Annotated in this window: 19 protein-coding genes, 1 tRNA gene and 1 pseudogene; 14 read left to right on the plus strand and 7 right to left on the minus strand. The window is 66.5% G+C overall.

The window, feature by feature from the left end:
* Nucleotides 1-18 precede the first annotated feature (18 nt).
* A tRNA-Met gene (locus J2Y58_RS09375) sits at nucleotides 19-95 on the plus strand.
* Here J2Y58_RS09375 and J2Y58_RS09380 read toward each other — a convergent pair.
* Complete coding sequence (locus J2Y58_RS09380; RefSeq protein WP_310101999.1) at nucleotides 74-427, minus strand: hypothetical protein; 354 nt, start codon at nucleotides 425-427, stop codon at nucleotides 74-76. The two genes, J2Y58_RS09375 and J2Y58_RS09380, sit on opposite strands and share 22 nt — an antisense overlap.
* 132 nt (nucleotides 428-559) lie before the next feature.
* Nucleotides 560-1680: pseudogene (locus tag J2Y58_RS09385) on the minus strand (IS3 family transposase).
* Between the two features lie 232 nt (nucleotides 1681-1912).
* On the opposite strand from J2Y58_RS09385, the gene J2Y58_RS09390 reads away from it, so the two are divergent.
* A complete protein-coding gene (locus J2Y58_RS09390; RefSeq protein ID WP_310102002.1) occupies nucleotides 1913-2347 on the plus strand; it encodes an AraC family ligand binding domain-containing protein in 435 nt (144 codons plus the stop codon).
* A 10-nt stretch (nucleotides 2348-2357) separates the two neighbouring features.
* On the plus strand, nucleotides 2358-3866 hold the full coding sequence (gene mqo, locus J2Y58_RS09395) for a malate dehydrogenase (quinone) (RefSeq protein WP_310102005.1): 1509 nt from the start codon (nucleotides 2358-2360) through the stop codon (nucleotides 3864-3866).
* Nucleotides 3867-4171: 305 nt separating this feature from the next.
* Here the strand turns inward: mqo and J2Y58_RS09400 are convergent, their stop codons facing one another.
* Nucleotides 4172-4747, minus strand: a complete 576-nt coding sequence (locus tag J2Y58_RS09400) for a MarR family transcriptional regulator (protein ID WP_310102007.1) — start codon at nucleotides 4745-4747, stop codon at nucleotides 4172-4174.
* Between J2Y58_RS09400 and J2Y58_RS09405 the strand changes: the two genes are divergently transcribed.
* The 7 genes from J2Y58_RS09405 to J2Y58_RS09435 all read left to right on the plus strand — a co-directional run bounded on the left by J2Y58_RS09405 (nucleotide 4746) and on the right by J2Y58_RS09435 (nucleotide 13338).
* On the plus strand, nucleotides 4746-5114 hold the full coding sequence (locus tag J2Y58_RS09405) for an antibiotic biosynthesis monooxygenase family protein (RefSeq protein WP_310102010.1): 369 nt from the start codon (nucleotides 4746-4748) through the stop codon (nucleotides 5112-5114). The two genes, J2Y58_RS09400 and J2Y58_RS09405, sit on opposite strands and share 2 nt — an antisense overlap.
* A gap of 70 nt (nucleotides 5115-5184) precedes the next feature.
* The gene (locus tag J2Y58_RS09410; protein WP_310102013.1) at nucleotides 5185-6849 is read left to right on the plus strand and encodes an FAD-dependent monooxygenase; all 1665 of its coding nucleotides are present in this window, start codon (nucleotides 5185-5187) and stop codon (nucleotides 6847-6849) included.
* 638 nt (nucleotides 6850-7487) lie between these two features.
* The gene (locus tag J2Y58_RS09415; protein WP_310102015.1) at nucleotides 7488-7871 is read left to right on the plus strand and encodes a helix-turn-helix domain-containing protein; all 384 of its coding nucleotides are present in this window, start codon (nucleotides 7488-7490) and stop codon (nucleotides 7869-7871) included.
* Between the two features lie 195 nt (nucleotides 7872-8066).
* Entirely contained in the window at nucleotides 8067-9143 is a 1077-nt protein-coding gene (gene namA, locus J2Y58_RS09420; protein ID WP_310102018.1) for an NADPH dehydrogenase NamA, read from the plus strand.
* A 68-nt stretch (nucleotides 9144-9211) separates the two neighbouring features.
* Nucleotides 9212-9970, plus strand: coding sequence for a GolD/DthD family dehydrogenase (locus J2Y58_RS09425; protein WP_310102021.1), 759 nt, complete (start codon nucleotides 9212-9214; stop codon nucleotides 9968-9970).
* Between the two features lie 93 nt (nucleotides 9971-10063).
* A complete protein-coding gene (locus tag J2Y58_RS09430; RefSeq protein WP_310102023.1) occupies nucleotides 10064-11077 on the plus strand; it encodes a zinc-binding alcohol dehydrogenase family protein in 1014 nt (337 codons plus the stop codon).
* Nucleotides 11074-13338 (plus strand): glycoside hydrolase family 3 C-terminal domain-containing protein, encoded by a 2265-nt coding sequence (locus J2Y58_RS09435; protein WP_310102027.1) that lies wholly within the window; start codon nucleotides 11074-11076, stop codon nucleotides 13336-13338. Before J2Y58_RS09430 ends, J2Y58_RS09435 begins: the two co-directional genes overlap by 4 nt.
* A 110-nt stretch (nucleotides 13339-13448) precedes the next feature.
* On the opposite strand, the gene J2Y58_RS09440 is transcribed toward J2Y58_RS09435, so the two are convergent.
* The 3 genes from J2Y58_RS09440 to J2Y58_RS09450 form a co-directional block, all read right to left on the minus strand.
* Nucleotides 13449-15047 (minus strand): amidohydrolase, encoded by a 1599-nt coding sequence (locus J2Y58_RS09440; RefSeq protein WP_310102029.1) that lies wholly within the window; start codon nucleotides 15045-15047, stop codon nucleotides 13449-13451.
* Nucleotides 15048-15073: 26 nt separating this feature from the next.
* Nucleotides 15074-18034 carry a TonB-dependent receptor domain-containing protein gene (locus tag J2Y58_RS09445; protein WP_310102032.1) on the minus strand — a complete coding sequence of 987 codons (2961 nt, stop codon included), beginning with the start codon at nucleotides 18032-18034 and terminating at the stop codon, nucleotides 15074-15076.
* A gap of 462 nt (nucleotides 18035-18496) precedes the next feature.
* Nucleotides 18497-19063 carry an Lrp/AsnC family transcriptional regulator gene (locus J2Y58_RS09450; protein ID WP_310102034.1) on the minus strand — a complete coding sequence of 189 codons (567 nt, stop codon included), beginning with the start codon at nucleotides 19061-19063 and terminating at the stop codon, nucleotides 18497-18499.
* A gap of 41 nt (nucleotides 19064-19104) precedes the next feature.
* Between J2Y58_RS09450 and J2Y58_RS09455 the strand changes: the two genes are divergently transcribed.
* Nucleotides 19105-21510 carry a zinc-dependent metalloprotease gene (locus J2Y58_RS09455; protein ID WP_310102036.1) on the plus strand — a complete coding sequence of 802 codons (2406 nt, stop codon included), beginning with the start codon at nucleotides 19105-19107 and terminating at the stop codon, nucleotides 21508-21510.
* A gap of 207 nt (nucleotides 21511-21717) precedes the next feature.
* Here the strand turns inward: J2Y58_RS09455 and J2Y58_RS09460 are convergent, their stop codons facing one another.
* Nucleotides 21718-24006, minus strand: coding sequence for a TonB-dependent siderophore receptor (locus J2Y58_RS09460; RefSeq protein ID WP_310102039.1), 2289 nt, complete (start codon nucleotides 24004-24006; stop codon nucleotides 21718-21720).
* 149 nt (nucleotides 24007-24155) lie between these two features.
* Here J2Y58_RS09460 and J2Y58_RS09465 point away from each other — a divergent pair, with 149 nt between their 5' ends.
* The 3 genes from J2Y58_RS09465 (at nucleotide 24156) to J2Y58_RS09475 (ending at nucleotide 26152) form a co-directional block, all read left to right on the plus strand.
* The gene (locus tag J2Y58_RS09465) at nucleotides 24156-24623 is read left to right on the plus strand and encodes a DUF3833 family protein (protein ID WP_310102042.1); all 468 of its coding nucleotides are present in this window, start codon (nucleotides 24156-24158) and stop codon (nucleotides 24621-24623) included.
* 90 nt (nucleotides 24624-24713) lie between these two features.
* Nucleotides 24714-24944, plus strand: coding sequence for a hypothetical protein (locus J2Y58_RS09470; RefSeq protein WP_310102045.1), 231 nt, complete (start codon nucleotides 24714-24716; stop codon nucleotides 24942-24944).
* Nucleotides 24944-26152, plus strand: coding sequence for an MFS transporter (locus tag J2Y58_RS09475; RefSeq protein WP_310102047.1), 1209 nt, complete (start codon nucleotides 24944-24946; stop codon nucleotides 26150-26152). The genes J2Y58_RS09470 and J2Y58_RS09475 overlap by 1 nt, the downstream gene beginning before the upstream one ends.
* Nucleotides 26153-26246 lie beyond the last annotated feature (94 nt).

A 26246-nucleotide genomic window follows, 5' to 3' on the forward strand; every position in this document is an offset into this window, starting at 1 on the left:
TTCACACACACACCTCGGCGCGGGGTGGAGCAGCCCGGTAGCTCGTCAGGCTCATAACCTGAAGGTCACAGGTTCAAATCCTGTCCCCGCAACCAACGCCATGGAACTCGATACGCCGCCCTTTCGGGGCGGCGTCGTCGTTTATGGCCCAGCCGAGCAAGTCCGCTACCTTCGCCACCGCCTCGGCCTCCGGGCCACCCGCCTCGTCCGGGTAGATCGTCACGCTCTCGATCAGCGTCGACAGCACCGCTGCCGCCTCGGTCCGGATCGATGCATCATCGAGCGATTGGCGGAGCGCCGCGACCTTTCGGCTGAACCGCTCCCGAAGAACCAAGGACGTCGGCATCGGCATGGCGGGTGTCCCCTGTGCCTCGTTCCGCGCGCGGCGGGCGAACTGCGCCTTCTCCGCTTCTCGGACGGCGATCATCGTCTGCAGCGCAGGACCGGCAACGCCAATGAGCAGTTCTGGTAGAGGGTCTCCAGCTCCGTGATCAGCTGGCGTAGTCGCGCGGCCGTCGCATTGCCCTGACGCCCTTCCTCGGTGACGTGCTCCCCATTTTCAGGCCGCGGATAAGCTAGCTTCGGTGTCCTTATGCCCGTGGCGTGGTCGGTTGGTAAACTCGGCGGGTGCCATGCCGCCAAGGCTGCTGTGCGGACGCACGGTGTTATAGTCGGTCCGCCATGCCTCGATGATCCGTCTCGCCGCAGCCAGCGAGGGGAACAGGTGCTCGTTCAGGCACTCGTCGCGCAAGCGACCATTGAACGATTCCACGAAGCCGTTCTGCTTCGGCTTGCCCGGTGCAATGTAATGCCACTCGACGCCGGTGTCCTGGCATCAGGCGAGCACGGCATGACTGGTCAGTTCGGTGCCGTTGTCGCTGGCCACCATGCACGGCAGCCCGCGACGCTCCGCAATAGCGGTGAGTTCGCGGACGACACGCCGGCCCGATAACGAGGTGTCGACGATGCATGCCAGGCATTCCCGGCTGTAGTCGTCGATGACGTTGAGCACGCGGAACCGCCGGCCGCAGGCCAATGCATCCGACACGAAGTCGAGCGACCAGCGATGGTTGGCCTCCTGCGGGATCGCCATCGGCGCCCGCGTGCCCAGCGCTCGTTTCCGCCCGCCACGTTTGCGCACCGTCAGCCGCTCTTCGCGATACAGCCGATACACCTTCTTCAGGTTCATGCCCTTGCCTTCGCGCCTGAGCAGGATCGCAAGTCGGCGATAGCCGAACCGGCGACGTTCGTTGGCGATCTCGCGCATCCGCTCGCGAACAGCATCGTCCTTTCCGCGAAGCGGCTCATATTGCCACGCCGACCGGTTGACCCCGACCAGCCTGCAGGCGCGACGCTCGGAGAAGCCGTGGTCGGTCATCAGCTTCTCCACCGCAGCGTAGCGATCCACAGACCGGGTCAGTTTTTTCCCAGCAGATCCTTCAGTGCCGACACGTCCAGCATCGACTCCGCCAGCAGCTTCTTCAGCCGTCGGTTCTCGTCCTCCAGCGTCCGCAACCGCGCCGCTTCCGACACGGTCATCCCGCCGTATTTCGCCTTCCAGTTGTAGAACGTCGCATCGCTGATCCCGTGCTTCCGGCACAGCTCCGCGGTCTTCACGCCAGCCTCGTGCTCACGCAGCACGCCTATGATCTGATCCTCGGTAAAACGCCCTCGCCGCATCGCTCGTCTCCACATGACGAGCTAACTTACCAATGGCATGATTCTCGGGGAGCACGTCACCCAGGCCCTGAACGTTGTGCGATCGTCGCGAGCACGAACTATAGCCACGTCAAAAGAAAGCCAATTGGTCGACTCATGCAGGTCGCACTGGACGTGACCATCGCCTGATGCCCGGCGCTCGCTTATAGGGCCGGTATCCTGCCATGGATATTTCGATCGCTCGAATCGTATTATGCCCAAGGTCTCACCAACGCCTTTGCAAATGCCGAGCGAGGATGACATGATCAGGTGTATCCGCATTTGGACGAACGACGCGGGAAATTCATCGTTCGAAGAGGGCGTTATCGGGTTAAGCGGTGGAAAAGACGGAGATTTCATCGGATCTACTGTTGGTGCAACATCCGTATCCTTCCGCGAGACGCGGCCCGATCAAGCGCTCGAATGGCATGACGCGCCGACCTATCAGCTTGTCCTCACCTTGGGCGGAACGCTGGAATTCACGACGCACGACCATCAATCGTTCATCATCCGGCCGGGGGATGTCCTGCTGGCGGAAGATACCACGGGCACCGGCCATGTCTGGCGCATCATCGGCGAGGAGCCCTGGCGGCGGGCCTATGTCATCCTGCCGGAAGGCCGCGATGTCGGCTTCAAGGCCAAGCGTTAAGGGGGCAGCCATGAAATCTGCCGATGCCAGGCTGGTCGATGTCGCGCTGATCGGGGCGGGCATCATGAGCACCACGCTCGCGACGCTCCTGCGTGCGCTGGATCCGAAGCTGACGATCGCGATCCTCGAACGGCTGGAGGCCCCCGCATTGGAGAGTTCGGACGGCTGGAACAACGCCGGCACCGGGCACGCGGCCAATTGCGAGATGAACTACACGCCGGAGAAGGCCGACGGGAGCGTCGACATCTCGAAGGCCCTGGACGTCAACGTCCAGTTCGATTTGTCGCGGCAGCTTTGGTCCCATCTGGTGGAGACGGGCGACATCCCCGATCCGTCGGCCTTCATCCGCGCCTGTCCGCATTGTGCCTTCGTCGTTGGCCAGGACAACATGGCATTCCTGAAGAAGCGCCACGCGGCGATGAGCGCCCATCATTGCTTCGCCGGCATGGAGTATAGCGAGGACCCGGGCGTCATCGCCGGATGGGCGCCGCTCGTCATGACCGGGCGCGATCCCGCCGCACCGGTTGCCGCCACGCGGATGGTGACGGGCACCGACGTCGACTATGGCACGCTCACCCGTTTGCTGTTCGATGCGCTGCAGGCGAAGCCGGGTTTCCACGATCTCTTCGGTGCCGAAGTCGATGCGCTCTCGCGGAAGCCGGACGGGCGCTGGCACATCGGATACCGTGCGCATGGAAAAGGGGCCGCGTCCGGGACGCTGGACGCCAGATTCGTCTTCATCGGAGCTGGCGGGGCATCGCTGAGCCTCCTGCAGAAGAGCGGTATTCCCGAGGGGCATGGCTATGGCGGTTTTCCGATCAGCGGCATCTGGCTGCGCTGCGACCGTCCCGAGATCGTCGAGCGGCATAAGGTAAAGGTTTATGGCAAAGCCGCGCACGGATCGCCACCCATGTCCGTTCCACATCTGGACGCGCGCGTGGTCGATGGGCGACACTCGATCCTGTTCGGCCCCTATGCCGGCTTCAGCCCCAAATTCCTGAAGCAGGGATCGTGGTTCGACCTGCCGCTGTCGCTGAGATGGGGAAATTTGGGGCCGATGATCGATGTCGGCATCCATTCCTTCGGCTTAGAGGAATATCTGGCCGACCAGCTGATCCTGACCGAGAGCAGCCGCTTCGAGACGCTAAAGCAGTTCTTCCCCGATGCGCGGGAGGAGGATTGGCACGAAGCAGTGGCGGGGCAACGCGTCCAGATCATCCGACCGACCGGGAATGGCGGCGGTACGCTGGATTTCGGAACGGCGCTGGTGGGTGCCAGCGACCGCTCCCTGATCGCCCTGATGGGGGCATCACCGGGGGCGTCGACCGCTGCGGCGATCGCGCTCGAAACGCTGCATCGCTGCTTCCCCGAACGGTTGGTCGAAAGCGACTGGTTGCCGGCACTAAGGAAGATCGTCCCCACCTATGGGATCGACCTCAAACAGGATGCGCAAGCGTGCCGTGTCAGCCGCGACAGGACCGCGCGCATATTGCAGACGGCCACGATCGACGGCGGGTGACATGGCCCTGTCTCCCACCGCACCGGACGAACGGGCGTGCATGCTCTACCGTCAGAAGATGATGCTGCAACACCGCGACGGGTGGCGTGCTCCAGCGGGTCTTTGCGCGCGGAGACCTTCCCGGATCGGATCGTAGAACGCCGGCGAGCACCAGGTGTGGAAAGGGCGGCCGCGCTGCCGCCATGATGTCCAGCACCGCTTCGGTCACCGTCGAGATCATGCCCGGCGACATGTCGATGCCGTTTGATTCTTCGAGATAACCGACTGCGTTCCTGATGTTCACGGTGGGTCGCAGATCGTCTTCGCTATTTGTTTTCCCGCGCGTCACGATCACCCGTCCGTTCCAGTCTTTCACGCAGCGTGGTGACGACGCGGTGCGCGATTTCCAGGTCGGCATCGGAAATGCCGCTCGCCAGTGCTTCAGCCCACGGGCGCTGGACTTGCAGGGCCGCTTTGTGGGCCGCCACACCCTTGTCGGTAGGTACGACGAGGTGCGCGCGGCGATGGTGGGGGTTGGGCGCGAATTGCAGCAGCCCGTCCACGACCAGTTCGTTGACGATGCGCTGGATGTTCTGCCGGTAGGCGCCCATCTCACGCGCGATCCAAGCGACAGGTTGGGTCCGCTCGTTTTCAATGATGAAACCCAGCACCTGCCAGCGTGTGCTCGACAGCCCTAGCTGGCCAACGAGCCGATCGCCGCTCGTCAGCAGTCGATTGTTGAGCGTGAACACCTCAAGGATCAGCTGAGTAAGGCGCGTCGTAGCGGTGCCGGTGACGTTACGTGACATGAAACCTCGATTGCGTTTTGACATCGTGATGTCAAATTGGTAGTGAGTTGCGGCGAATTCGATTTGGTTCGTAATAAATGGATCGACGCTCATGCCCTACATGCGTCCGATGGACCCCGCCTTCCCGATCCAGCAGCAACTCGGCGTCGAGACGTCGCCGGTGGTGCTGGTCAATCTCTTCCTGCTCGATCCCGCCGACGAGCAGGCGTTCCTTGATGCGTGGACCGACGATGCGCACTTCATGAAGGCGCAGCCGGGCTTCATCTCTACCCAGTTGCACCGTGCCGTGGGGGACAGCCCCGCCTACCTCAACTACGCCGTATGGGAATCGAGTGCGCGATTCCGGGATGCCTTCACCCACCCCGAGTTCCGCGCCAAGCTGTCCGCCTATCCCGAGCAGGCGGTCGCTTCCCCCCACCTGTTCAAGACGGTGACCGTGCCCGGCATCTGCGTCGCCTGATCCTTTTCGATCGCGTCGTCCCGCCAACCGGACCGACGCCGATTTGCATAGCTCGACGGAAGGGCAGGCGATGAACGCTCCAAGCCAAGCTTATGACGCCGACGTGATCGTCGTCGGCGCGGGGCCGATCGCCCTGACCGCGGGCTGCGCGCTGCGCCATCACGGGGTCGATTGCCTGATGCTGGAACAGCGCGAGGAAGCGAAGCCCTATTCGCGCGCCAACAACCTGTGGGCGCGCCCGCAGGAACTGCTCGACAGCATTGGGTTGCGCGACGCGCTGGCGGAGCGGTCCTATCCTGTCACCCGGATCAACTCGATCTTCTTCGGCAGGCCCGGCGCGCCCATCGCGGTGGACGAGGCGTCGAGCCCCTTTGCGCGCGTGCTCTACAGCGGTCAGGACGTGATCGAGGAGACGCTGTCCGGCGCCTACGACAAGCGCGGCGGGCGGATCATGCGCGGGGTGAAGGTGACGGAGGTCGCGCAGGACGACGGCGGCGTCACCGTCAGCTACACCGACGATCCGGATGGCGGCGGGGCGATGCGACACCTGCGCTGCCGCTACCTGATCGGCGCGGACGGCAACGAAGGCCTCGTGCGCAAATCGATCGGCGAAGACCTTCAGGCCGAGGCGTTCGAGGGCCGGATCAATCGTCAGGTCGATGCCAGGCTGTCGTGGAAGCGACCGGTCGACCCGGACCAGCTCTGGTTCTTCTACTTCGAGCGCGGGTTTATGGGCGTCATGCCCGTGTGGGGCGGCTATCATCGGCTGTTCGTGCTGACCGACGACGCGGGCGTGCCGGACCGCGACCCGACGCTGGACGAGATGATCGCGCTCACCCGCCAGGTCACCGGCGACGACAGCCTGACGCTGACCGATCCAATCTGGTGCACGCGCAACCGCTTCAAGCACGGCGTCTCGCCGCATTATGCGAAGGGTCGCATCCTGCTGGTGGACGACGCCGGCCACTTCACGCTGCCGATCGGCGGGCAGGGCATGAACGCGGGGTTCCACGACGCGGTGGAGGTTGCCTGGCGGCTCGCCATGACGCTGGCAGGTGCAGCAGCACCCGTCGTTCTCGGCTCTTACGACGCCGAGCGGCAGCGTGAGCGCAAGCGGCTCGACGAGCAGCAGGCAGGTGCGTTCAGGAAGCTTATGTATCGCGGAAAGATCGCCGATGCGGCGCTGGAGGCGGTGTCACGGGTGGTGCCGAACATCGGCTCGCTGATACAGGGCACCAACGACCTGCAGCAGATCGACGTAAGCTATCCTGACAGCCCGCTGAATGCTGATCATATGGGGCTGCTCAGTAAGCCCTTGCATGCTGGCGAACCTCGTGCGGGGGACCGCGCGCCGGATGCCACCGTTCGCTTGCCGAACGGTGAGACGGGCACGCTATTCAGCCGCATTTATGCTTCGGATATCCTGAGTTGGGGCTGGTCGCTTCTCGCGTTCGACGGCATGGTCGAGGGCGCGGCCAAGCAGATCGCGGTGGCCATCGCGGACGCCGATCCCTGGCTTCACGTGCGATCGAGTGCGATCGTGGCGCATCCGGCGGGCAAAGCTGTGGGAGGGGTCGACACGCTGTTCGACCTGGACCTGCACGCGCATCGTGCCTTCGGCCTGATCGGCCGTCCTGCGCTGCTGCTGGTCCGCCCGGACGGACACATCGCGTTCCGCGCTCCGCTCGACCACGGCGACCTGTTAGCGGCTTACGGCCGCGCTACGTTCGCCTGAAGCAGGGCTTCATTTCGAAACAGAGCGTCTGCACTATCTCGCCAACCAATGGCATCGCGGCGCCGGTGACGACAAGGCTTCTGTTGTGGCCGGCCCGTGAGGTTGGGCCGGCGAACGGCCACGCGTCAGGCGCAGGCATTTCAGGCGTGAACGGGCGGGAGGGGGGCTGCGCGCCGATGCTCGCGACGCTCAGCCAGGCCGCAACTGCCCGCATCTTCGGCCGCCGCCGGCCCGACAACCTGGGTCAGGCACCCGCCGCATGCCGCATGACCGCGCCATGACGCCGACGGAACGGCGCAATCCGAATCCGCGCCAGGTGCGGCCGCCCCGCCGCTTCCCTGGCCGGACGCTACCATCGGCCCGCCGCGCCGTGTCGCATCCGATCGACTGGGGCAGCGTCCGCGCGGTTTTTCGGGCTGATGGCCGAAGCGGTGGCGAATGTCGCCACGGTAAGTCGCGCCCGCGCTGGGCAGCGGGCGATCGCCTCGCCGCAACGGCAAAGGCCGCTAGCCTATCCGACCGCGCATGCCGTTTCCTATCCCGCCCGCGGCTTTGGCCGCCGATGAGAACTGACCGCTTGCGAATGCCTCGGGTCAGCTCTTACATCGGCCTATACTGTCATTAACCGTACCGTGGAGATGCCCGTGCCCAAGCGCCGGAACTACGATGCCGTCCCAGCCTGCACGATCGAAGCGGCGCTCAATCTCATCAACGGTCGTTGGAAGGGCGTGATCCTGTACCATCTGCTGCAAGACGGCACGACGCGGTTCAATGCCCTTCAACGGCGCTGCCCCGGAAGCACCGCGCGCTTGCTGGCAAAGCAATTGCGGGAGCTGGAGGAGGACGGGTTCATCAATCGCACCGTCTATGCCGTGGTGCCGCCCAAGGTGGAATATTCGCTGACGGAGGAGGGGCGATCGATCGCGCCGATCCTGATGCAGCTGTGCGACTGGGGCCGCGGCTGGCTCGACCGGCGCCATCTCACGACGCTCGCCGACGATCCGGTCGAGCGGGTCGCCTGACGGCGCCCGGCTGCTCGACGCGGTCCCTTATGCCGTTTTGCCCACCGATACCGGCCAGTGCGCTCATCGCCGGCACGGCCTGAACCACGATCGCCACGGTACGCTTAAGGGTAGTATGTGTAAACTTTAGCCGTATTGTTCGTTTTGGCCTGCTCAATAAATGGGATCCATCCAGTCTCGTGCAGCAGGTGAACCATGACCAAGCTTTTCGAACCGCTGACCATCCGCGGTGTCAAACTCCGCAATCGCATCGCGATGTCCCCGATGTGCATGCATTCCGCCACGCCGACCGGCGATGTCACGACTTTCCACCATGTCCATTACGGTGCGCGCGCGCTCGGCGGGGCGGGGCTAGTCTTTCTAGAGACTACCGCGGTGCAGCCCAACGGCATGATTGGTCCGGGCGATCTCGGCATCTGGGACGAAAGTCACGTCCACGGCCTGGCCGAACTGGTGAACACCATCCACGCGATGGGCGCCAAGGCGGGGTGCCAGATCGGCCACGCCGGCCGCCAGTATCCGATCGCGGATTTGCCGTCCGTGGCGCCATCGGCCATTCCCTTCACGCCGGACTCGCGCGTGCCGCAGGCACTGTCGATCGCGCAGATCGCGGCGCTGGTCGACGCGTTCCGACAGGCGGCACGCCGTGCCCGCGAAGCCGGGTTCGACGTGCTCGAGATCCATACGGCGCATGGCTATCTGCTGAACGAGTTCCTGTCGCCCAAGGCCAATCACCGCACCGACGCGTATGGCGGCAGCCACGAGAACCGCTACCGCATCGTGCGCGAGGTGATCGACGCGGTGCGCGGCGAGTGGGACGGTCCGCTGTTCGTGCGCATATCGTCGACCGACTACGTCGAGGGCGGCAACCGGCCGGAGGACTTCCTCGTGTACGGTCGCTGGATGAAGGAACAGGGCGTCGACCTGATCGACTGCTCGTCCGGCGGGATCGCCATGCTGAAGGTGGATTCCTTCCCCAATTATCAGGTCCCCGCGGCCGAGCTGATCCGGCGCGAGGTCGGCATCATGACGGGCGCGGTCGGACTGATTGAAACCGGGCGCCAAGCGGAGGAGATCCTTCGGAACGGCCGGGCCGACATCGTCCTGGTCGGGCGCGAGATGCTGAAGGACCCGTTCTGGGCGCGCACCGCCGCGGATGACCTGCGGACACCCGCGCCGGTCCCGCCCCAATATACCCGCTATGGCTCCGCCTGGCAGCGCGCGCTGCCCCCGCTGGCGATGGCGCCGCTGGAGGAGACGGTCGCGGCCTGAATGCGCGAGCGACCCCAGCGACTCCGAACGAACGGACCGATCTGTGCCGCGAAGGAGGCGGCTACGCCATGTCCATCATCACTCGAGCCTATGATCTTACCGGCCGCACCGCAATCGTCACCGGCGGTGCGGGCAATCTAGGCGTTGCGATCGGAACCGCGCTGTCCGAAGCGGGTGCCCGTGTCGTCCTCATCGACAAGGTCGAGACCATTGCGGATGTGGCGGCAGGGCTGCCGGGTATCGGCCATGTCGGGATCGTCGCCGACCTGATCGCCTTTAACACGTTGGAGCCGCTGATCGCGCGGATCGAGGCGGACGTCGGTCCGATCGATATCCTTGTCAACAACGCCGGCGCTGCGCTGATTGACGAGGCCGAACATGTCCCGGTTGATCGCTGGGATTTCCAGATGGACCTGAACCTGAAGGCACCGTTCCTGATCGCTCAGGCGGTCGGGCGGCGCATGATCGCTCGCGGCAGCGGACGCATCGTCAACATGGCCTCGCAGGCGGGCGTGATCGCGCTGCCAGGGCATGTCGCCTACACCGCGACCAAGGCGGCGATCATCGGCATGACCAAGGCGCTTGCCTTCGAATGGAGCCCCAAGGGTGTGACCGTGAACGCCGTATCGCCGACGGTCGTCAACACAGAGCTTGGCCGGCGCATCTTTGACGGCGATGCGGGAGTGGAGTTCCGCGCGAGGCTGCCGACCCGGCGCTTCGCCGAGCCCGAGGAGATCGCGCTCGCCGTGCTGTATCTTGCCTGTAACGGGGCAGGCAGCACCACGGGCGCCAATCTCCTCGTCGATGGCGGCTACACGATCCAATAGCCTGCTTCGCGACAGCGCGGTTCGCGCTTCAATCGCACGATCAGTTGAACACACCTCGCCCGCAGCAGGGCACGCCAGGCAGGAGAACGTCCAATGAAGGCGGTGGGCTATACCCGGAACGGCGACAGCGCAGTCCTGAAGGACATCGAACTCGCCAGACCAAAGCCATCCGACCGTGATCTGCTCGTCGCGGTCAAGGCGGTGTCGGTCAATCCGGTCGACACCAAGGTCCGGGCGAACACGCCGGGCGACGTTGCCGCTCCCAAGGTCCTCGGCTGGGATGCGTCGGGCGTGGTCGTCGCGGTCGGTCAGGCGGTGCAGCTGTTCCGTCCGGGAGATGAGGTCTTCTACACCGGCACGATCGACCGGCCCGGCACGAACGCCGACTATCATCTTGTCGACGAGCGCATCGTCGGTCGCAAGCCCGCAACACTCGATCATGGCCAGGCCGCCGCGCTGCCACTGACCGCGCTGACCGCATGGGAGCTGCTGTTCGACCGGCTCCGCGTCGAACGCGCTCCGGCCGGCACGGGCGGCACGATCCTCATCGTCAACGGTGCGGGCGGCGTCGGTTCGGTTCTCGTCCAACTCGCACGCCGCCTGACGAACCTGACCGTCGTCGCGACCGCCTCACGGCCCGAGACGGTCGACTGGGTCAGGACGATGGGCGCGCACCATGTCGTGGATCATCGCAAGCCACTGGCGTCACAAATCCGCGACCTCGGCATCGAACAGGTCGAATTTGTGGCAGGGTTGACCGGCACGGATCGCCAGCTGGACGAAATCGCCGAGATCATAGCGCCGCAGGGGCATCTGGCGCTGATCGACGACGTCGATCTCGATATCGGCCGGCTGAAGCCGAAGAGCGTCAGCGTGAGCTGGGAAATGGTGTTCACGCGCCCGCTGTTCCGCACCGCCGACATGATCCGTCAGCACGAGATCCTGAACGAGCTGGCCGATCTGGTCGATCGATCGATCATCGTCACCACGCTGACGCGGGTCGCGGGCGAGATGTCCGCAGCGACCCTGCGCGAGGCGCACGATGCGATCGAGGCAGGGACCACGATCGGCAAGATCGTCCTCACCAACGACGGAGACGCGCGATGATCCCGCTTCCGTCCCCGGCCATCGTGCAGGCCGAGCAACGTGCGGAGATCGCCTCCACGAAGCCGAACCCTCGATCGCACGGCCCGGCACGAATCCCGCAAGCCGGCGGGATCGTCCCGGCACCCTCGCCGGGCGCACGCGCGGATGCGGCCCTGCGACGGATGACGGCAGAGGAAAAGTTCGCCTGGATGTCGGGCCCGATGGCGATTCCCCCCGCCGGCAAGCCCAAGCCGGCCGGGGCGATCGGCTCCGCCGGCTACTTTCCGGGTGTGCCGCGGCTCGGCATACCGGCGCAGCAGCAGACGGACGCGAGCCTCGGCATCGGCAACCTCAACGACGTGCGACCGGGCGACAGCGCCACGGCCCTGCCGTCGTCGCTGCTGCTGGGTGCAACGTTCGATCCGGCGATCGCACGCGAAACAGGTGCGCTGGTCGGCGCCGAAGCCCATGCAAAGGGCTTCAACGTGGTTCTGGGCGGCGGTGCGAACCTGCTTCGCGAGCCGCGCGGGGGGCGCAATTTCGAGTATATCTCAGAGGATCCGCTGCTGACCGGCATGATCGTCGGCGGTTCGATCGCCGGTATCCAGTCGCGCCACGTGGTCTCGACCATCAAGCATTTCGCGGTGAACGCAGAGGAAACCGGCCGCGTGATGGTCGATTCGCGGCTCGGCGAGCCCGCGCTGCGCGAGAGCGACCTGCTCGCCTTCGAGATCGGAATCGAGCAGGGACGGCCCGGAGCGGTGATGCCGGGCTACAACCTCGTAAACGGCGATTGGGCGTCGGAGAGCGCCTTTCTGCTCTCCCGGGTTCTGAAGGGCGACTGGCGCTATCCGGGCTGGGTCATGTCCGACTGGGGCGCGACGCATTCGACGGTGAAGGCGGCGCTCGCCGGCCTCGACGTTCAGTCGGGTGCCAACCTCGACAGCGAGCCGTTCTTTGCCGCGCCGCTGCGCGACGCGATCGCTCGTGGCATCGTGCCGCAGGCGCGCGTGGACGACTCCGTTCGCCGCCAGCTACGCAGCCTGTTCGCGGTGGGCGCGATCGATGATCCCGCCAGGCCGGGTGGCCCGATCGATTACGATGCGCATCGCCGCATCGTGCAGCGGGCGGCGGAAGCCGGGCTTGTTCTCCTCGAAAACCGCGGCGGAGCGCTTCCGCTGGCGAAGGGGGCGAAACGGCTGCTGGTGATCGGCGCGCACGCCGACACCGGCGTGTTGTCGGGCGGCGGTTCATCGTCGGTGACGCCGACCGGCAGCCTGGAACTGGAGGGCGCCTCGCTTCCCGGCTTGAACGCGAAGCGCGTCTACCAGCCCGGCGCGCCGCTCGATGCGATCCGACGCGAGGCGGGGGCGCATGAGGTTCGCTATCTGGACGGCAAGAACCCGGCGGCGAGCGTGCGCGCCGCTGCAGAGGCGGATGCGGTAATCGTGTTCGCCGAGCAGTGGCGCGTCGAGAGCCGGGACGTCCAGTCGTTGGCGCTGCCGGACGGTCAGGACGCGATGATCTCCGCGGTCGCCGCAGCCAATCCGAAGACGATCGTCGTGCTGGAGACGGGCGGTGCGGTGGCGATGCCGTGGCGCGAACAGGTGGCGGGCGTCGTGCTGGCCTTCTATCCGGGTTCGGGCGGCGCGGATGCGATCGCTGGCGTGTTGTTCGGGCGGGTCAATCCCTCGGGCCGGTTGCCGTACACGATCCCCGCCAGCGAGCGGCAATTGCCGCGCCCCGCGCAGATCGATCCCAAGAACGTCGTCTCCAATCCGGGCCAGCCGCTGACGAAACCGCCGGTGCCGATCGACTATAACATCGAGGGCGCCGACGTGGGCTATCGCTGGTATACGCGGACCGGGCAGACGCCGCTTTATCCATTCGGCTATGGACTGAGCTATACGCGCTTCGCTTACTCGAATTTGCGGGTGCGGCCGGCATCGCCGGAAAGGATCGCGGTCAGCGTCGACGTCACCAATCAGGGCGGCGGGAAGGGGGCTGAAGTCGTACAGGTTTATGCCTCGCGGCCCGGCGATTGCGACTATCAGCCTCGTCTCGTCGGCTTCGCCAAACTTGCGCTGGCGCCCGGCGAAACCCGCGCTGCTTCGATCCTGCTCGAACCGCGCCTCCTCGCGCGGGTGCGCGGAAGCGCCTGGACCATCGCCGAAGGCGCCTATCGGATCGACGTCCGGCGCGATGCTTCGCGGCCCGTGCTGGGGGAGACCATCCGGCTTCCTGCCTGGTCCCGGCCGCTAGCGCACGATGCCGTCGATTGATGCGTGCGGGAGCAAAGGAAGGGTCGTGAGAGGTGCAAGGACGCGTGAGGCGGAGGTCATCTCCGCCTCACGGTCGATCGGCCGCGTGACGTGCTGTCGATAATGTTCAATCACGGCGCCGTTTTGTTTTCACGCGGCAGGTTCGGATAGCTGATGCCCAGCTGCTCGAGATAGCTGGGGTAGCGCGCCGGGTCATAGTAGAACTTCTCCAGCTGGGGCCGCATGTCGCGCATCACCTTTTCGTTGAGCCATATCGCCGGCTTGTCCTGCGCGGTGATCAGCGGTGCGTAGGTATCGGTCTTCAGCTGGACGTCATTGAAATAGCTTTTGGCCTGCGCCAGCAGCTTGGGCGAGGTCATCAGATCGAGCACCGTCATCGCCACCGCCTTCGCGCCGGCCACCGCTCCCTTGTGCGCGATCGGGGTGGCCATCGCCATCGCCGAGGTGAGATGGTGACCGATCATGTTCGGCACATTGGAAGGAAAGCGGATCGTGATCGTCGGCACCGCCCACATGATGTCGCCGATGTCGTCCGAGCCGCCCCCGATCGACTGCGGCCGGTTCTCCGGGGTCGACAGGTCGCTCACCTTGGCCTTGAGCGGCTCGACCTTGCGCTGATTGGCCTGCTGCACCGCCTTGGCGAAAAGCTGATCGTCGGCGGACCAGCGCGGCATGCCGACAGCGGCGATATTGGCGTAGGCTGCCTCGGCGATCGGTTTGTTGCCAAAGTTCGGGGCGGCATAGCCGAGCACGCGGTGGCTGACGGTGGTGCCGGTCGACTTCGCGGCCGCCTCGGAGATCTCGTTGCCGGTCTCGAACATCGACTTGATCGCGCCGAAGCTGCGGTCGCGGAAATAATACCAGACCGACGCCGTCGCCGGGACGATGTTCGGCTGGCCGCCGCCATCGGTGATGACGTAGTGCGAACGCTGCGTGACGGGCAGGTGCTCGCGCCGGAAATTCCAGGAAGCGTTCATCAATTCGACGGCATCGAGCGCCGAGCGCCCCTCCCACGGCATGCCCGCCGAATGCGCCGTCTTGCCGCGGAACTGATATTCGACCGACACCATGCCGTTCATGCCGAAGTCGCCGTACGCGGTACCGAAATCACTGCTGACATGCGTGAAGATGCAGGCGTCGACGCCCTTGAACAGCCCGTCGCGGACATAATAGGCCTTGGTCGCGAGCAATTCCTCCGCGACGCCGGGCCAGATCATCAGCCGGCCGGGAATGTGATGCTTCTCCATCACCGATTTGGTCGCGATCGCCGCGGCGATCACCAGCGGCAGCCCGGCATTATGGCCCTCGCCGTGGCCGGGGCCGCCCTCCACCATCGCCTTGGCCTCCGCCATGCCGGGATATTGCGAGACGCCGAGCAGTCCGTCGATGTCGCTGCCCAGCGCGATCAGCGGACCGCCTTCGCCCCAGGTCGCGGTAAAGGCGGTCGGGATGCCGGCGACGCCGCGCGTCACGGTGAAGCCGGCCTTCTCCAGCACGTCCTCGAGATAGGCCGAGGTGCGAACCTCCTGAAAGCCGGGCTCGGCATAGCTGAACACCTGGTCGACCATCACCTGGATGTCCTTGGCCTGCGCATCGACCTTGTCCTGGGCCTCGCGCTTCAGCGCCTTGCCGGCCTGCGCCAGCGCTGCCTGCGGCGCCAGCATCGTACCGAGCAGCAGCGCGGTCACGGCGTCGCGGAACCTCGTCATATCGTATCTCCTCTGGGTTTCGGCGGTCAGAAGTTGGTGGTGAAGGCGACGCGGAAGCTGCGGCCGAGCACGTCGTAAAGGCTGCGCGACGTCTGCGGATAAGCGGGCGTGTTGTTGCCGTCGGGGCCGTTGCCGACGAGCAGCGGATCCTTGTCGAGCAGGTTGGTGACGATGAAGGTCAGCGACCCCTCGCGCCCGCCGGCACGCAGCTTCACCCCGAGCGAGGCATCGAGGTAGAAGGCGCCGCCGATGTCGTTGTCGTTGATCGTGCGGTACCGCGTCGTCGAGGTCGGGCAGCCGCTGGTGCACTCGATATAATCGTTGCCGTATACGCCGGCGCCGAAGCCGCGGCCGACGAGGTTGAGCGTGAAGGCGTCGAGATCGTAGAAGGCGCTGACCCGGTAGCGCCAGCTCGGCGACGAATAGGTGCCCGACAGGCTGCCGCCGTTGACCCCGGCATAATCGACCGGGAAGATTCCGTTATCGATGACGTTCTCGATATAGTGGGTCACCGCGCCGTTGATCGTCAGCCGCCCCGGCAGCGACGACGCGATGTCGGCGAGATCGCGGCGGTAGCTCACCGCGATGTCGAAGCCCTTTTCCACCTGGCTGGCGAAGTTGAAGGGCTGGATCACGATCGAGCTGAGCGTGCCGCCGGTGTAGACGATGTTGTCGCAATAGCGCGTCGTCCCGGAGTAGCAGAAATCGACGGTGTTCTGCGCGGTGATCGTGCCGATCGCGTCGCTGATGCGGATATCGTAATAGTCGAACGAGGCGGTGAACCCGGGCAGGAAGCGGGGGGTCGCCACCGCGCCGACCGTCCAGCTCTTCGCCTTCTCGGGGTCGAGCGCGCGGTTGCCGATCGTGTTCTCCAGGAACTGCTGCGAGCCCGTCGCCGGGGCGTTGGCGGGCAGGATCACGGTATTGGTGCGCGCGGTGCCGGCGGCGAACAGCTCCTGCAGATTGGGCGCGCGGATATCGCGGCTGTAGGTGCCACGGAACTTCAGGTCCGGGATCGGCTCGAATGTCGCGCCGGCCTTCCACGTGAACACCGATCCCGAGGTGGAATAATCGGTGTAGCGCCCGGCGGCGTTGACGGTCAGCCCACGCCAGAGCGGCAGGTCGATCTCGACGAAGCCCTCCTTCACGTTATAGTCGCCGCGATTGACCAGATAATTGCCGTACAGCCAGCCCGAACTGAACTGCGGATCGACCCGCCCGTCGATCTGCTCCTTGCGCCACTCCCCGCCGAACGCGATCGCCGCCGCGCCGCCGGGCAGATCGAACAACGTGCCGCTCATGCTCGCCGAGGCGACGTCCTGCTGGATCGACTGATCGCGTTGCGGCTGCGCGGCGCCGTAGATGTAGCCCAGCGCCGCGGCGGACGGGCCGTCGGTACCGAGCCGGTCGATCGGCACGCAACCGTTGCCCGGAGCGGTCAGGGTCGAGCGGCAGACGATCTGGCCGCCGGACAGCACCGCGTCCTGCGCCAGCGCCATGCGCGCGTTGTTCCAAGTGTTGGTCAGTTCCTCGTGCGACTTGGTGAGGCCGTGCTGATAATAGACGTCCCACGACCAGCTGCGATCGAAGACGCTCAATTTCCCCTTCGCCCCGCCGACATAGCGATAGACGTCGCGGCGGTTGTCGCTGCCGGGCACGGGGAAGCCGGCGTTCGACGTCCCGATCGTCAGGCTCGACACCCCCGCCGCGGCCATGCGCGCGGCGACGTCGGGATATTGCGTCAGCAGATAGGCATTGTCACCGCGGATCGTGACGCCGGTGCTCGGCGTCTGCTGGTAGAAGCTTTGCCCTTCGTAGCGGTTGAACGACACCTGGCCATAGACCTGAACGTCCGGCGTGAGATCGAAGCCGAGCCGCGAGAAAAGGCTGATGCGCTTCTCGTTGGGCAGCAGCGAGTTGGTGCCCACGTGCCCGGCCAGCGTGGTGCGCCAGTCGCCGCCGACCATCCATGGCGACGAGGTGGCGTTGGTCGTGCCGTAGGTGAGCTGTCCGGTGGTGCCCGGTGCGAGGAAATAGGTGCCGCGCAACGGCCCGGCGGTGACGAGCCCGCCCGCCGTATAGGTGGCCGGTCCGAAACCCTCCCCGACCAGCCGTTGCGGCAGGCCGTTGGTGGCGGTGTAGGCCGGATTGTTGATCTGGAAATAACCGCGGTCGTTCCAGTCGCGCGCGATCGTCGCGACTCCGTCCTGATGGAAATATTCGGCGCTGGCGAGCAGGTGGAGCCGGTCGCCGGCCAGCGACTTGCCGACGGTCGCGGCGAACCGGTAATTGTGGCCGTCGCCGCGTTCCGTGATGCCGGTGTCGGCGGCGAATTTGATCCCGCGATACTTTTCGTCGAGGATGAAGTTGACGACCCCGCCGACGGCGTCGGACCCGTATTGCGCCGACGCGCCGCCGGTCACGACCTCGACGCGTTCGATCAGGTCCTGCGGGAAGGTGTTCACATCCACCACGCCGTTGACCGCCGAGGCGACCGAGCGCTGCCCGTTGAGCAACACCAGTGTGCGCCCGGCGCCGAGCCCGCGCAGATTGACCGAGTTGATCCCGGCCAGGCCGTTCGACAGCGAGCCCGAACTGTTTGCCGCGGTGCTGCCCTGTGCGATCGACGGAAGTTGGTTGACGAAGTCGGATACGTTGGCGGGGCGCTGCGCCGCCAGCTCCGCGGCGCCGAGCACCGTCACGGGGGTGGGCGCGCTATAGCCGTCGCGGACGATGCGACTGCCGGTGATGACGATATCGTCGGGCGGGACGGCGTCGGCGCCGGTATCCTGCGCCGGCACTGCGGTGAGCGCAAGGTCGGCGGCATCGGGCGCGCCCACCGACGCCGATGGCGGCGGTGCCGCGAAGGACGCTGGCGCCTGCGCCGCGGCCATGCCGCCCCACATGGTTCCCGCTGTACCAAGCAGCATCGTGACGAGCCGGGCCGTATAGCGCCGCCGCTGGGCCGTGGCTGATGGTACCTGCATGTCCGAACACCCCCGAGAAGAATCGACCAGCCTCGCTGGCATCGCTCTCCCCGGCTCCGCGTCTCGTCTCCGGCGCGCCATTCGAGGCACGACACGGATCGTCCGACATGCCCCGCCTTGATCGGGTGCAACCGTATCGCCGCGGCGGCCCGCGCAACTTTCATGCGTCGAGCCGGGCGTCGATGGTTATAAGCTTGCACGTTAGGGCATGGGCGATCCTCGGAAAAGTCACGCCAATTTCGGGCTGATGTGATGATTTTCGACGTTCGAAGCCGCCTTTGTGGGCAAATCCCGCAAACGGGCCATATCGGCACTTTCGGGATGATGCTCCGTATCTAGCTGATTCAGCGCTTTGTTCGCTTGTTGCGGACGCAAGGGCATGGTGCCGCGCGTCGACCGACGCCCCTCGGCGCGGCCTTCACCCGCTCCGCCATCCGACCGACGCTGGGCCGTCAGCCGCGCCTAGCGTTCGAAGACCACCGGCGGCACGCCACGACGGGCGACCTGACGCATGATAAAGCTGCTGCGGATCTTGGCCACATGGGGCAAGCGCGACAGTTCGCTGCGATAGACCCGGTCATAATCGTTGAACGAGCGCACGTGCACCATCATCACGAAATCCGTGTCGCCGGACACGAAGCTGCAGAAGCTCATCGACGGGCATTGCATCACCGCTTCCTCGAATTCGATCAGCGCCTGCTCCGCTTGCGAGTTCAGCTCGATCGAGACCAGCACCATGATGCCATAGCCGAGCCGGTCGAGATCGAGGCTGGCGGTATAGCCGGCGATCAGCCCACGCTCCTCCAGGATCTTGCGCCGACGCGCGGTCGCCGTGCTCGACAGGTTGACGCGTTCGCCCAGCGCCACGTCGGACATCCGCCCGTCCGCGGACAGTTCGCCGAGCAAGCGGCAGTCGGTCTGATCGATATCGCTTGTTGTGAAATCCATCACCGAAGCCCCCTTCTGCGATGCGAAAGCATCAAAACAGGGCGCGAAAGTGATTGAAAGAGGCGGGATGCGCAACGCCATCTGTGTTAGCGTTCATCAAGTTCGCAGGACAAAGGGGCCGCATGACCAACACCGAATTGCTTCGCCGCGCGCTCGGCGCGTCGCTCCTGCTTGCCGCTGGAACGGGCGCTTCCAGCGTCGCCGCGCAGCAACCCGCCACCGTCGCCCCGACTTTGCTCCCGGTGAAGGTCGAGCGGGAGAGCGGAAAGGTGCTCGTCACCCTGCCGCGCCCCGATGACGACGGCGTCTCCGGTCGCTTCCTCTATGCCACCGCGCTCAAGACCGGGCTCGGATCGGCGCCGATCCGTATCGATCACGGCATGGTCGGCGAGACGCAGGTGCTAGCCTTCAGACGCCTCGGCAAGAAGGTCGCGGTCGTGTTCGAAAACCCGCGCTATCGCTCGTCCGGCGATGCGCTCGAGCGGCGTGGCGCGAGCGCGGACTTTCCGTTCAGCACCGTGGCGATGCTCGACGTTGCGGCGAGTGGTCCGGACGGCGCAGTGACCGTCGATCTCGCGCCGTTCCTGCTGCGCGACACGATGCGGCTGGCCGACAAGCTCAACGCCGAGGCAAAGGGCTTCAAGCCGATCGATGCATTGAGCGCGGTCGATCCCGGATCGGTCAAGGCCTTCCCCGATAATATCGAGATGGAGGCGGTGCAGACCTACGCCTCCGACACGCCGGGTAAGGAGGTCGATACGATCGCACCCGACGGGCGTCAGGTGAGCTTCACCGTCCACCACTCGCTGATACGACTGCCGGCGCCCGGTTTCGTCCCGCGCCGCTTCGATATCCGCTCCGGCACGTTCGCCACGCCCGTGTACGAATTCAACACGCCGCTCGGCGCGCCGGTATTGCAGCAATATGCCAATCATTTCCGTATCGAAAAGCTGGACCCCGGTGCGGCGCGATCGCGCGTCCGCAAGCCGATCGTCTTCTACATCGACAACAAGGCGCCCGAGCCGATCCGCACGGCACTGGTCGAAGGCGTGGCATGGTGGAACCAGGCGTTCGACGCCGCGGGCTATATCGATGCCTTCCAGGCCCGCGTGCTGCCCGCCGACGCCGATCCGCAGGACGTGCGCTACAATGTGGTCAACTGGAACGAGCGGCAGACGCGCAGCTGGTCCTATGGCGGCGGCGTCACCGATCCGCGCACGGGCGAGATTATCAAGGGCAATGTCGTGCTGGAGGGGCTCCGGCTGCGTCAGGACATCGTTATTTTCGAGGCTCTGGTAGGCACCGGGGAGGAAAACAAGGGCACCGCGAACGATCCGGTCCGGGTCGCGCTGGCCCGGATCCGGCAGCTGGGCGCGCACGAGGTCGGCCACGCGCTGGGCTTTTCGCACAATTTCGCGGCGAGCACGCAAGGGCGCGCCTCGGTGATGGACTATCCCTTCGCCAAGGTCGCGCTGAACGGCGATACGATCGATCTTTCCGATGCTTATGCGACCGGCATCGGGACGTGGGACAAGTTCACGGTCGACTGGTTGTATGGGCAACCCGCTGCGGGCGCCGACCCGGACGCCGCCGCTGCGGCCAAGGCGGACGCTGCGCAGCGCGCGGGCATGCGGTACCTGACCGACATCGACGGACGCGACGCGAGCCTTGCCGTGCCCGGCGACAGCATGTGGACGGAGGGCGACGACGGACCTGCGGACCTCGCGCACGTCATGGCGGTACGCCGCGTCGCGCTGGCGCGCTTCGGTCCCGGCGTGCTCCACGCCGGTGCACCGCTCGCGGATCTCCGTCGCAGCTTCGTGCCGGTGTGGCTGTTCCACCGCTACGCCGTCGCTGCGATCGGCAAGACGCTGGGGGGTGTGCATTACAGCTACGCCACCGTCGGCGATAGCGCGCCGACGCCGAGCCGCGCCAGCGCAGCGGAGCAGGCCGGGGCGCTCGACGCGCTGCTCGCGACCCTGTCTCCTGCTGCCCTGACGGTGCCGCCCGCGCTGGCCCTGACCCTGTCGTCGGGCGTCAACGGCAACGCCGACCCGCAATTCGATACGGAGGTGCTCGACACCGCGGGCGGCGCGGTCTTCGACCCGTTGGTTGCGACCGACGTGGCGGCGCAGGTGACGCTGGAGACGCTGCTCGCGCCGACCCGCCTCACTCGGCTTCATCTCCAGCACGCCGCGGACGCGGCGCTGCCTGGCATAGAGACGGTGCTTGATCGACTTGTCCGCGAAATCGTGATGCGCCACGACGGGGCGGTCGCGCAGCGGATTGCGCTGCGTACGGTGCTCGCGATTGCCGCCGCTGCGCGCGCGCCCGCGACCGGGCCGGACGTCGCGCTGCGCCTCGACGCAAGTCTCCAGTCCATGCGCGAGCGGCTCGGTCGCGACAAGGGCGATCCATGGGCGCTGGGGGTCGCGCGGCTGCTTGGGGACGCCGCGTCGCTCGATCGCGTCCTGGCGCCCGCCACCCGTGCCGCGCCGACGATCCCGCCGGGGATGCCGATCGGGTAAGGCGTCGGTCATTGACGCGGCCCCAGCGCGACCAGAAGCCGGTCGTTTGTTCATGTGATCGTCCGCGGGATCGGCGGACACGCGCGGTTAGCCGCCCGATTCCGCCCCGGTATCGGTCACCGCGCGATCGGGCAACTTTCGGGCGGCCGATCGCGCTTTTCGTTGCAGCGCCCGCGCCGACCGGCGGGGGGCGCTCGCCGCGGGCCGCTATTGGAAGGTATAGCGGATCGTGCCGAACACGGTGCGCGGGCTGCCGTAGAAATTGCCACGCCCGGTGCTGGAGATGCGGGCGTAATAACTCTTGTCGAGCACGTTGGCGACGTTGAGCGACAGCGACAGCTGCTCGGTGAGCTTGTAGCCTGCGCGCAGGTCGACCACCGCATAATCGGGCTGGCGCACGATCGTCGACACGCTGCGCACCGTGCCGTTCGCCGCGTAGAGCGCCGGATTGCCGCCGTAGGTGGAGGAGAACCACGTCAGCGCGCCGCCGATGCTCGCGCCCGCCAGCGGGCCATTCTCGGGCGCATAGTTGGTGAAGAACTTCACCATGTGTTCGGGGATGATCGGGATCAGCGCGATGCCCTCGAACTGCGGCTCGTTATCCTCCAGGTATTCGGTGTGGGTGTAGGTGTAGCCGCCGTTGATGCGCCAGCCGGGCAGGATCTGCCCGGTCGCCTCCGCCTCGATCCCGCGTGCGCGGACGCGGCCGGTCTGGAGCACCACGTCGGGCAGTTCGGGCGGGTTGACCAGCCGGTTGTCCTGCGTGATCTGATAGCCGGCAATCGACAGCAGCAGCCGGTCGTTCATCAGCGACAGCTTGCTGCCGACCTCATATTGCGCGCCCATCAACGGCTCGATCGCGCGGCCGTCGGGCCGGGCGCGGTTGGCGGGCGGCGCCTGCGGCGTAAAGCTATCGGCGTAGCTGGCGTAGAGGTTTAGCGTACGGGTCACGTCGAACAGCACCGCGCCATAAGGCGTGAAGCGGCCGTTATAGCCATATTGCGTACGCGCGGTCGGTGCGCCGGTGAAGCGGTAGAGCGTGTCCACGTCGCTCGACCACCAGGTCGCCCGCCCGCCGCCGACCAGCGTCAGCCGCTCGACCGGCGAGAGGCGCAGCTGGCCATAGAGGCCGTATTGCTCGACATAGGTGCGCGTCGCCCCGGCGACCTGCGTGACGCATTCCGCGGGCACGGCGCTGCAGCGTCCCTGCGTGCCCTGCACGGGATAGGCGGGCAGCTGGACGCGCGGGTCGAGCGGGGGCTCGGCGGGGTAGACGGGATCGAAGACGTTGATCCGCGCATAGCCCGACAGTCGCGAGAAGTAGGAGGTATAGTCGAGCGCCTGATAGTCGGCGCCGAGGATCAGCGTCTGATCGCGCCCGAACGCGGGGAAGCTGCCGACGCCGTTCAGGTCGAACGAGCGCGTGCGCTGGCGATTGTCGCCCAGAAACGCGATGTGGCTGGTCAGCCCGGCATTGGCGGGGGTGATCGCGGCGTTGCCGATATAGCTGTATTTGTCGAGTCGATCGACATTGGCGAGCAGCCCGGTCGCGCGCAGCGTCCAGCGGTCGCTGACCTGGTGCGCGAGTTCGACGAACCCGGTCCAGCTCTCCGCATCGAAGCGGTTCCAGTCGGCGCCGAGATAGGTCGAGCGGCGCACGTCGAGCAGTCGCCCCTCGCTGCCGTCCGCGCCGCCGGCATAGCCGGGCAGTCCGGTCTGCACAGCGGGCTGGAAGCGGTCGTAATAAACCCCGCCGGTCAACGTGGTGCGCGCGCCGATCGCCACGTCGCCGACCGCGAACGCGCCGTAGCGGCGGCGGTGCGCGGTGTCGAAGAACTGGTCCTGATCCTGCGCCATCGCGCCGGCGCGCACGCCGACCGCGTCGGTCAGGCGGGTCGAGGCGTCCACCTCCAGCCGCAGGTTGTCGAAGCTGCCGTAGCCGGCGGTCGCCTGTACGCGCGTCGCCTCCAGCGGGCGCTTGCGGATCAGGTTGATGCTGCCGGCCGGATTGCCCGAGCCGGTGAACAGCCCGGCCGGGCCGCGCAGCACCTCCAGCCGGTCGTAGAAGAACAGGTCCGGCACCACGCCGGGAAATCCGAACGACCGCGTCGGCACGCCGTCGATCAGATAATTGTCGATGGCAAAGCCGCGCGAGATGAAGGACGGATCCTCGCTGCCGATGCCGGTGACGGTGATGCCGTTGGTGGCGGTCAGCGCGTCCTCCAGCGTGAACAGGTTCTGCGCCTCGATCTGGTCGCGGTCGATCAGCGTGATCGTGTTGGCGGTGTCCTTGAGCGGGGTCACCGTCTTGCCGACCTCGCGGCCGTAGCTCTTTCCGACGACCACCACATCGTCGCCGCGCTGCGCGGCGGCGTCATCCGCAGGCGCGGGGACCTCGGACGCGGGCACGATGACGCCCGCCGATCCGTGCGCCTGCACTCCCGCAGACGACAGCGCCGCTGCGCTGCTCGACAGCAAAAATAACCAATTCTTCATGTGTTAGCTCCCCGAATGCGGCGGGCTTTAGCAATGGAGATGATGCGAGTCACTATCATTTGCACAGATTGTTACAAAGCTGGTGCAGTACCGGGCCGCCCGCACGCGGCCTTGCAGCATTCGCGCCGCAGACGCGTTGGGGAGCGATGATGCTCGCCGTCCTGCCCACGCTGCTCGCAGTCACCGCGTCGCCGGCGTTTGACCCGTTGCGCTTCTTCGACGGGCGGACGCGCGGCGAGGCGCAGTTGAAGGTCATCCTGCGCGCGCGCCGGCCGGTGTCGGTGCGCGGCACGGGGCGGATCGGCGCGGACGGCAGCCTGACGCTCGACCAGATCGTGGTAGAGGGCGACAAGCCGCCGCGGCAGCGCCGCTGGCTGCTGCGGCAGGTCGCACCAGGGCGGTATGCGGGCACGCTGACCGATGCGCGCGGACCGGTGACGGGTGAGGTGACGGGGCGCAGAATGGCGTTGCGCTTCACCAGCAACGACGGGTTTCGCATCCGTCAGACGCTGGTGCTGCAACCGGATGGGCGGACGCTGGCGAACCGGCTGGAGGCGAAGAAGTTCGGTATCACGGTGGCGGTGCTGACCGAACGGATCACGAAACTGGAGGACTGAGGCGGATCGACGTTGGGCGCGCCTGCCGGTTCGCACGGAACGTCGCGGTACCGGCGGCGGTTTGCTCGGCAACCTCGACGGAGTGCCACCATGACCGACACCGACGTGCAGACCCGCCAGCGCGAGATCGCGACCGAGCATCTGCTGTTCAAGCTGATCGAATATGTCGAGGCCCGGCACCCGGGGCTGCTCGACTATCTGGAGGACAGCCTCGACCATCTCGGCGATCCGGCACGCGACACGACGAAGGACGACGACGGCGTGCGCGCGATCGCGCAGCGCATGATCGCGGGTGCGCGACGGGAGACGACGGGCGGGTGATGCCGTCGCCCCAGCCAGCACCGCCGGGGCTGGCGACCGGGTCGCCCGGTTACCGCCGGCTGACGCTGGCGATGCTCTTCGCCGGGTTCGCGACCTTTTCGACGCTCTATGCAGTGCAACCGTTGCTGCCCGCGCTGGCCGACCATTACCGGTTGAGCGCCGAGGGGGCGTCGCTCGCGGTGTCGATGGCCACCGGGCCGCTGGCGATCGGCATCCTCGTCGCGGGGGCGTTGTCCGACCGGGTCGGGCGGCGCCCGTTGATGGTCGCGGCGATGATGGCGGCAGCGGTGCTGACGCTGGCCGCGGCGGCGGCGCCGGGCTGGTATGCGCTGCTGGCGTTGCGGCTGCTGGCGGGTGTCGCGCTGGCGGGGGTGCCGGCGGTGGCGATGGCCTATGTCGCGGAGGAGGTCGATACGGCGTCGGTCGGATCAGCGATGGGCTTGTACATCGCGGGCAGCGCTCTGGGCGGGATGGGCGGGCGACTGGTCGCCAGCCTGGTCGCTGCGGTTGCGGACTGGCGCTGGGCGCTGGCGATCGTCGGTGGGGTCGGGCTGTTGCTTGCCGAGGCGTTCCGGCGCCTCGCCCCGCCGTCGCGCCGGTTTGCGAGGGCTGGCGGCGACTGGCTGACGCTGGTGCGCGGGGCGGGGCCGCTGTTCCGCGATCCCGGCTTGCGGCTTCTCTATGCCGAAAGCTTCCTGCTGATGGGGGCATTCGTCACCGTCTATAACTATGCGGGCTTCCACCTGCTCGGGCCGCCGTACCGACTGGGGCAGGCGGAGGTAGGGGCGGTGTTCCTGCTCTACGTCCTGGGGTCGGTCAGCTCGTCGTGGTTCGGGACGCTGGCGGGGCGCGTCGGGCGCCGCAAGGTGTTCTGGGTGCCGGTCGCGATCCTGATCGCGGGCGTCGCGCTGACCGCCGCCGCGCCCTTGTGGTTGGTGGTCGCGGGCATTGGGATCGTCACGATCGGCTTCTTCGGCGCGCACTCGATCGCCAGCGCCTGGGTCGGGCGGCGCGGGGGCGCGGCGCGCGGGCAGGCGGCGGCGTGGTATCTGTTCTTCTATTACATGGGATCGAGCGTGCTGGGATCGGCCGGCGGCGTCGCTTGGACGCACGCCGGGTGGGGCGGGGTGGTGGCGTTCTGCCTGCTGCTGGGGGTGTTGGCGATGGCGGGTGGGGCGTTGTTGGTGCGCGTGCGGCCGTTGGCGTGACGAGCCTCATGTACTGGCCGTTCGCACTGAGCCTGTCGAAGTGCGTGCCACAGGCGCTTCATCTAGCTCACGTGCTTCGACAGGCTCAACACGA

The organism is Sphingomonas sp. BE138, from assembly GCF_031456125.1.
Taxonomy (GTDB): Bacteria; Pseudomonadota; Alphaproteobacteria; order Sphingomonadales; family Sphingomonadaceae; genus Sphingomonas.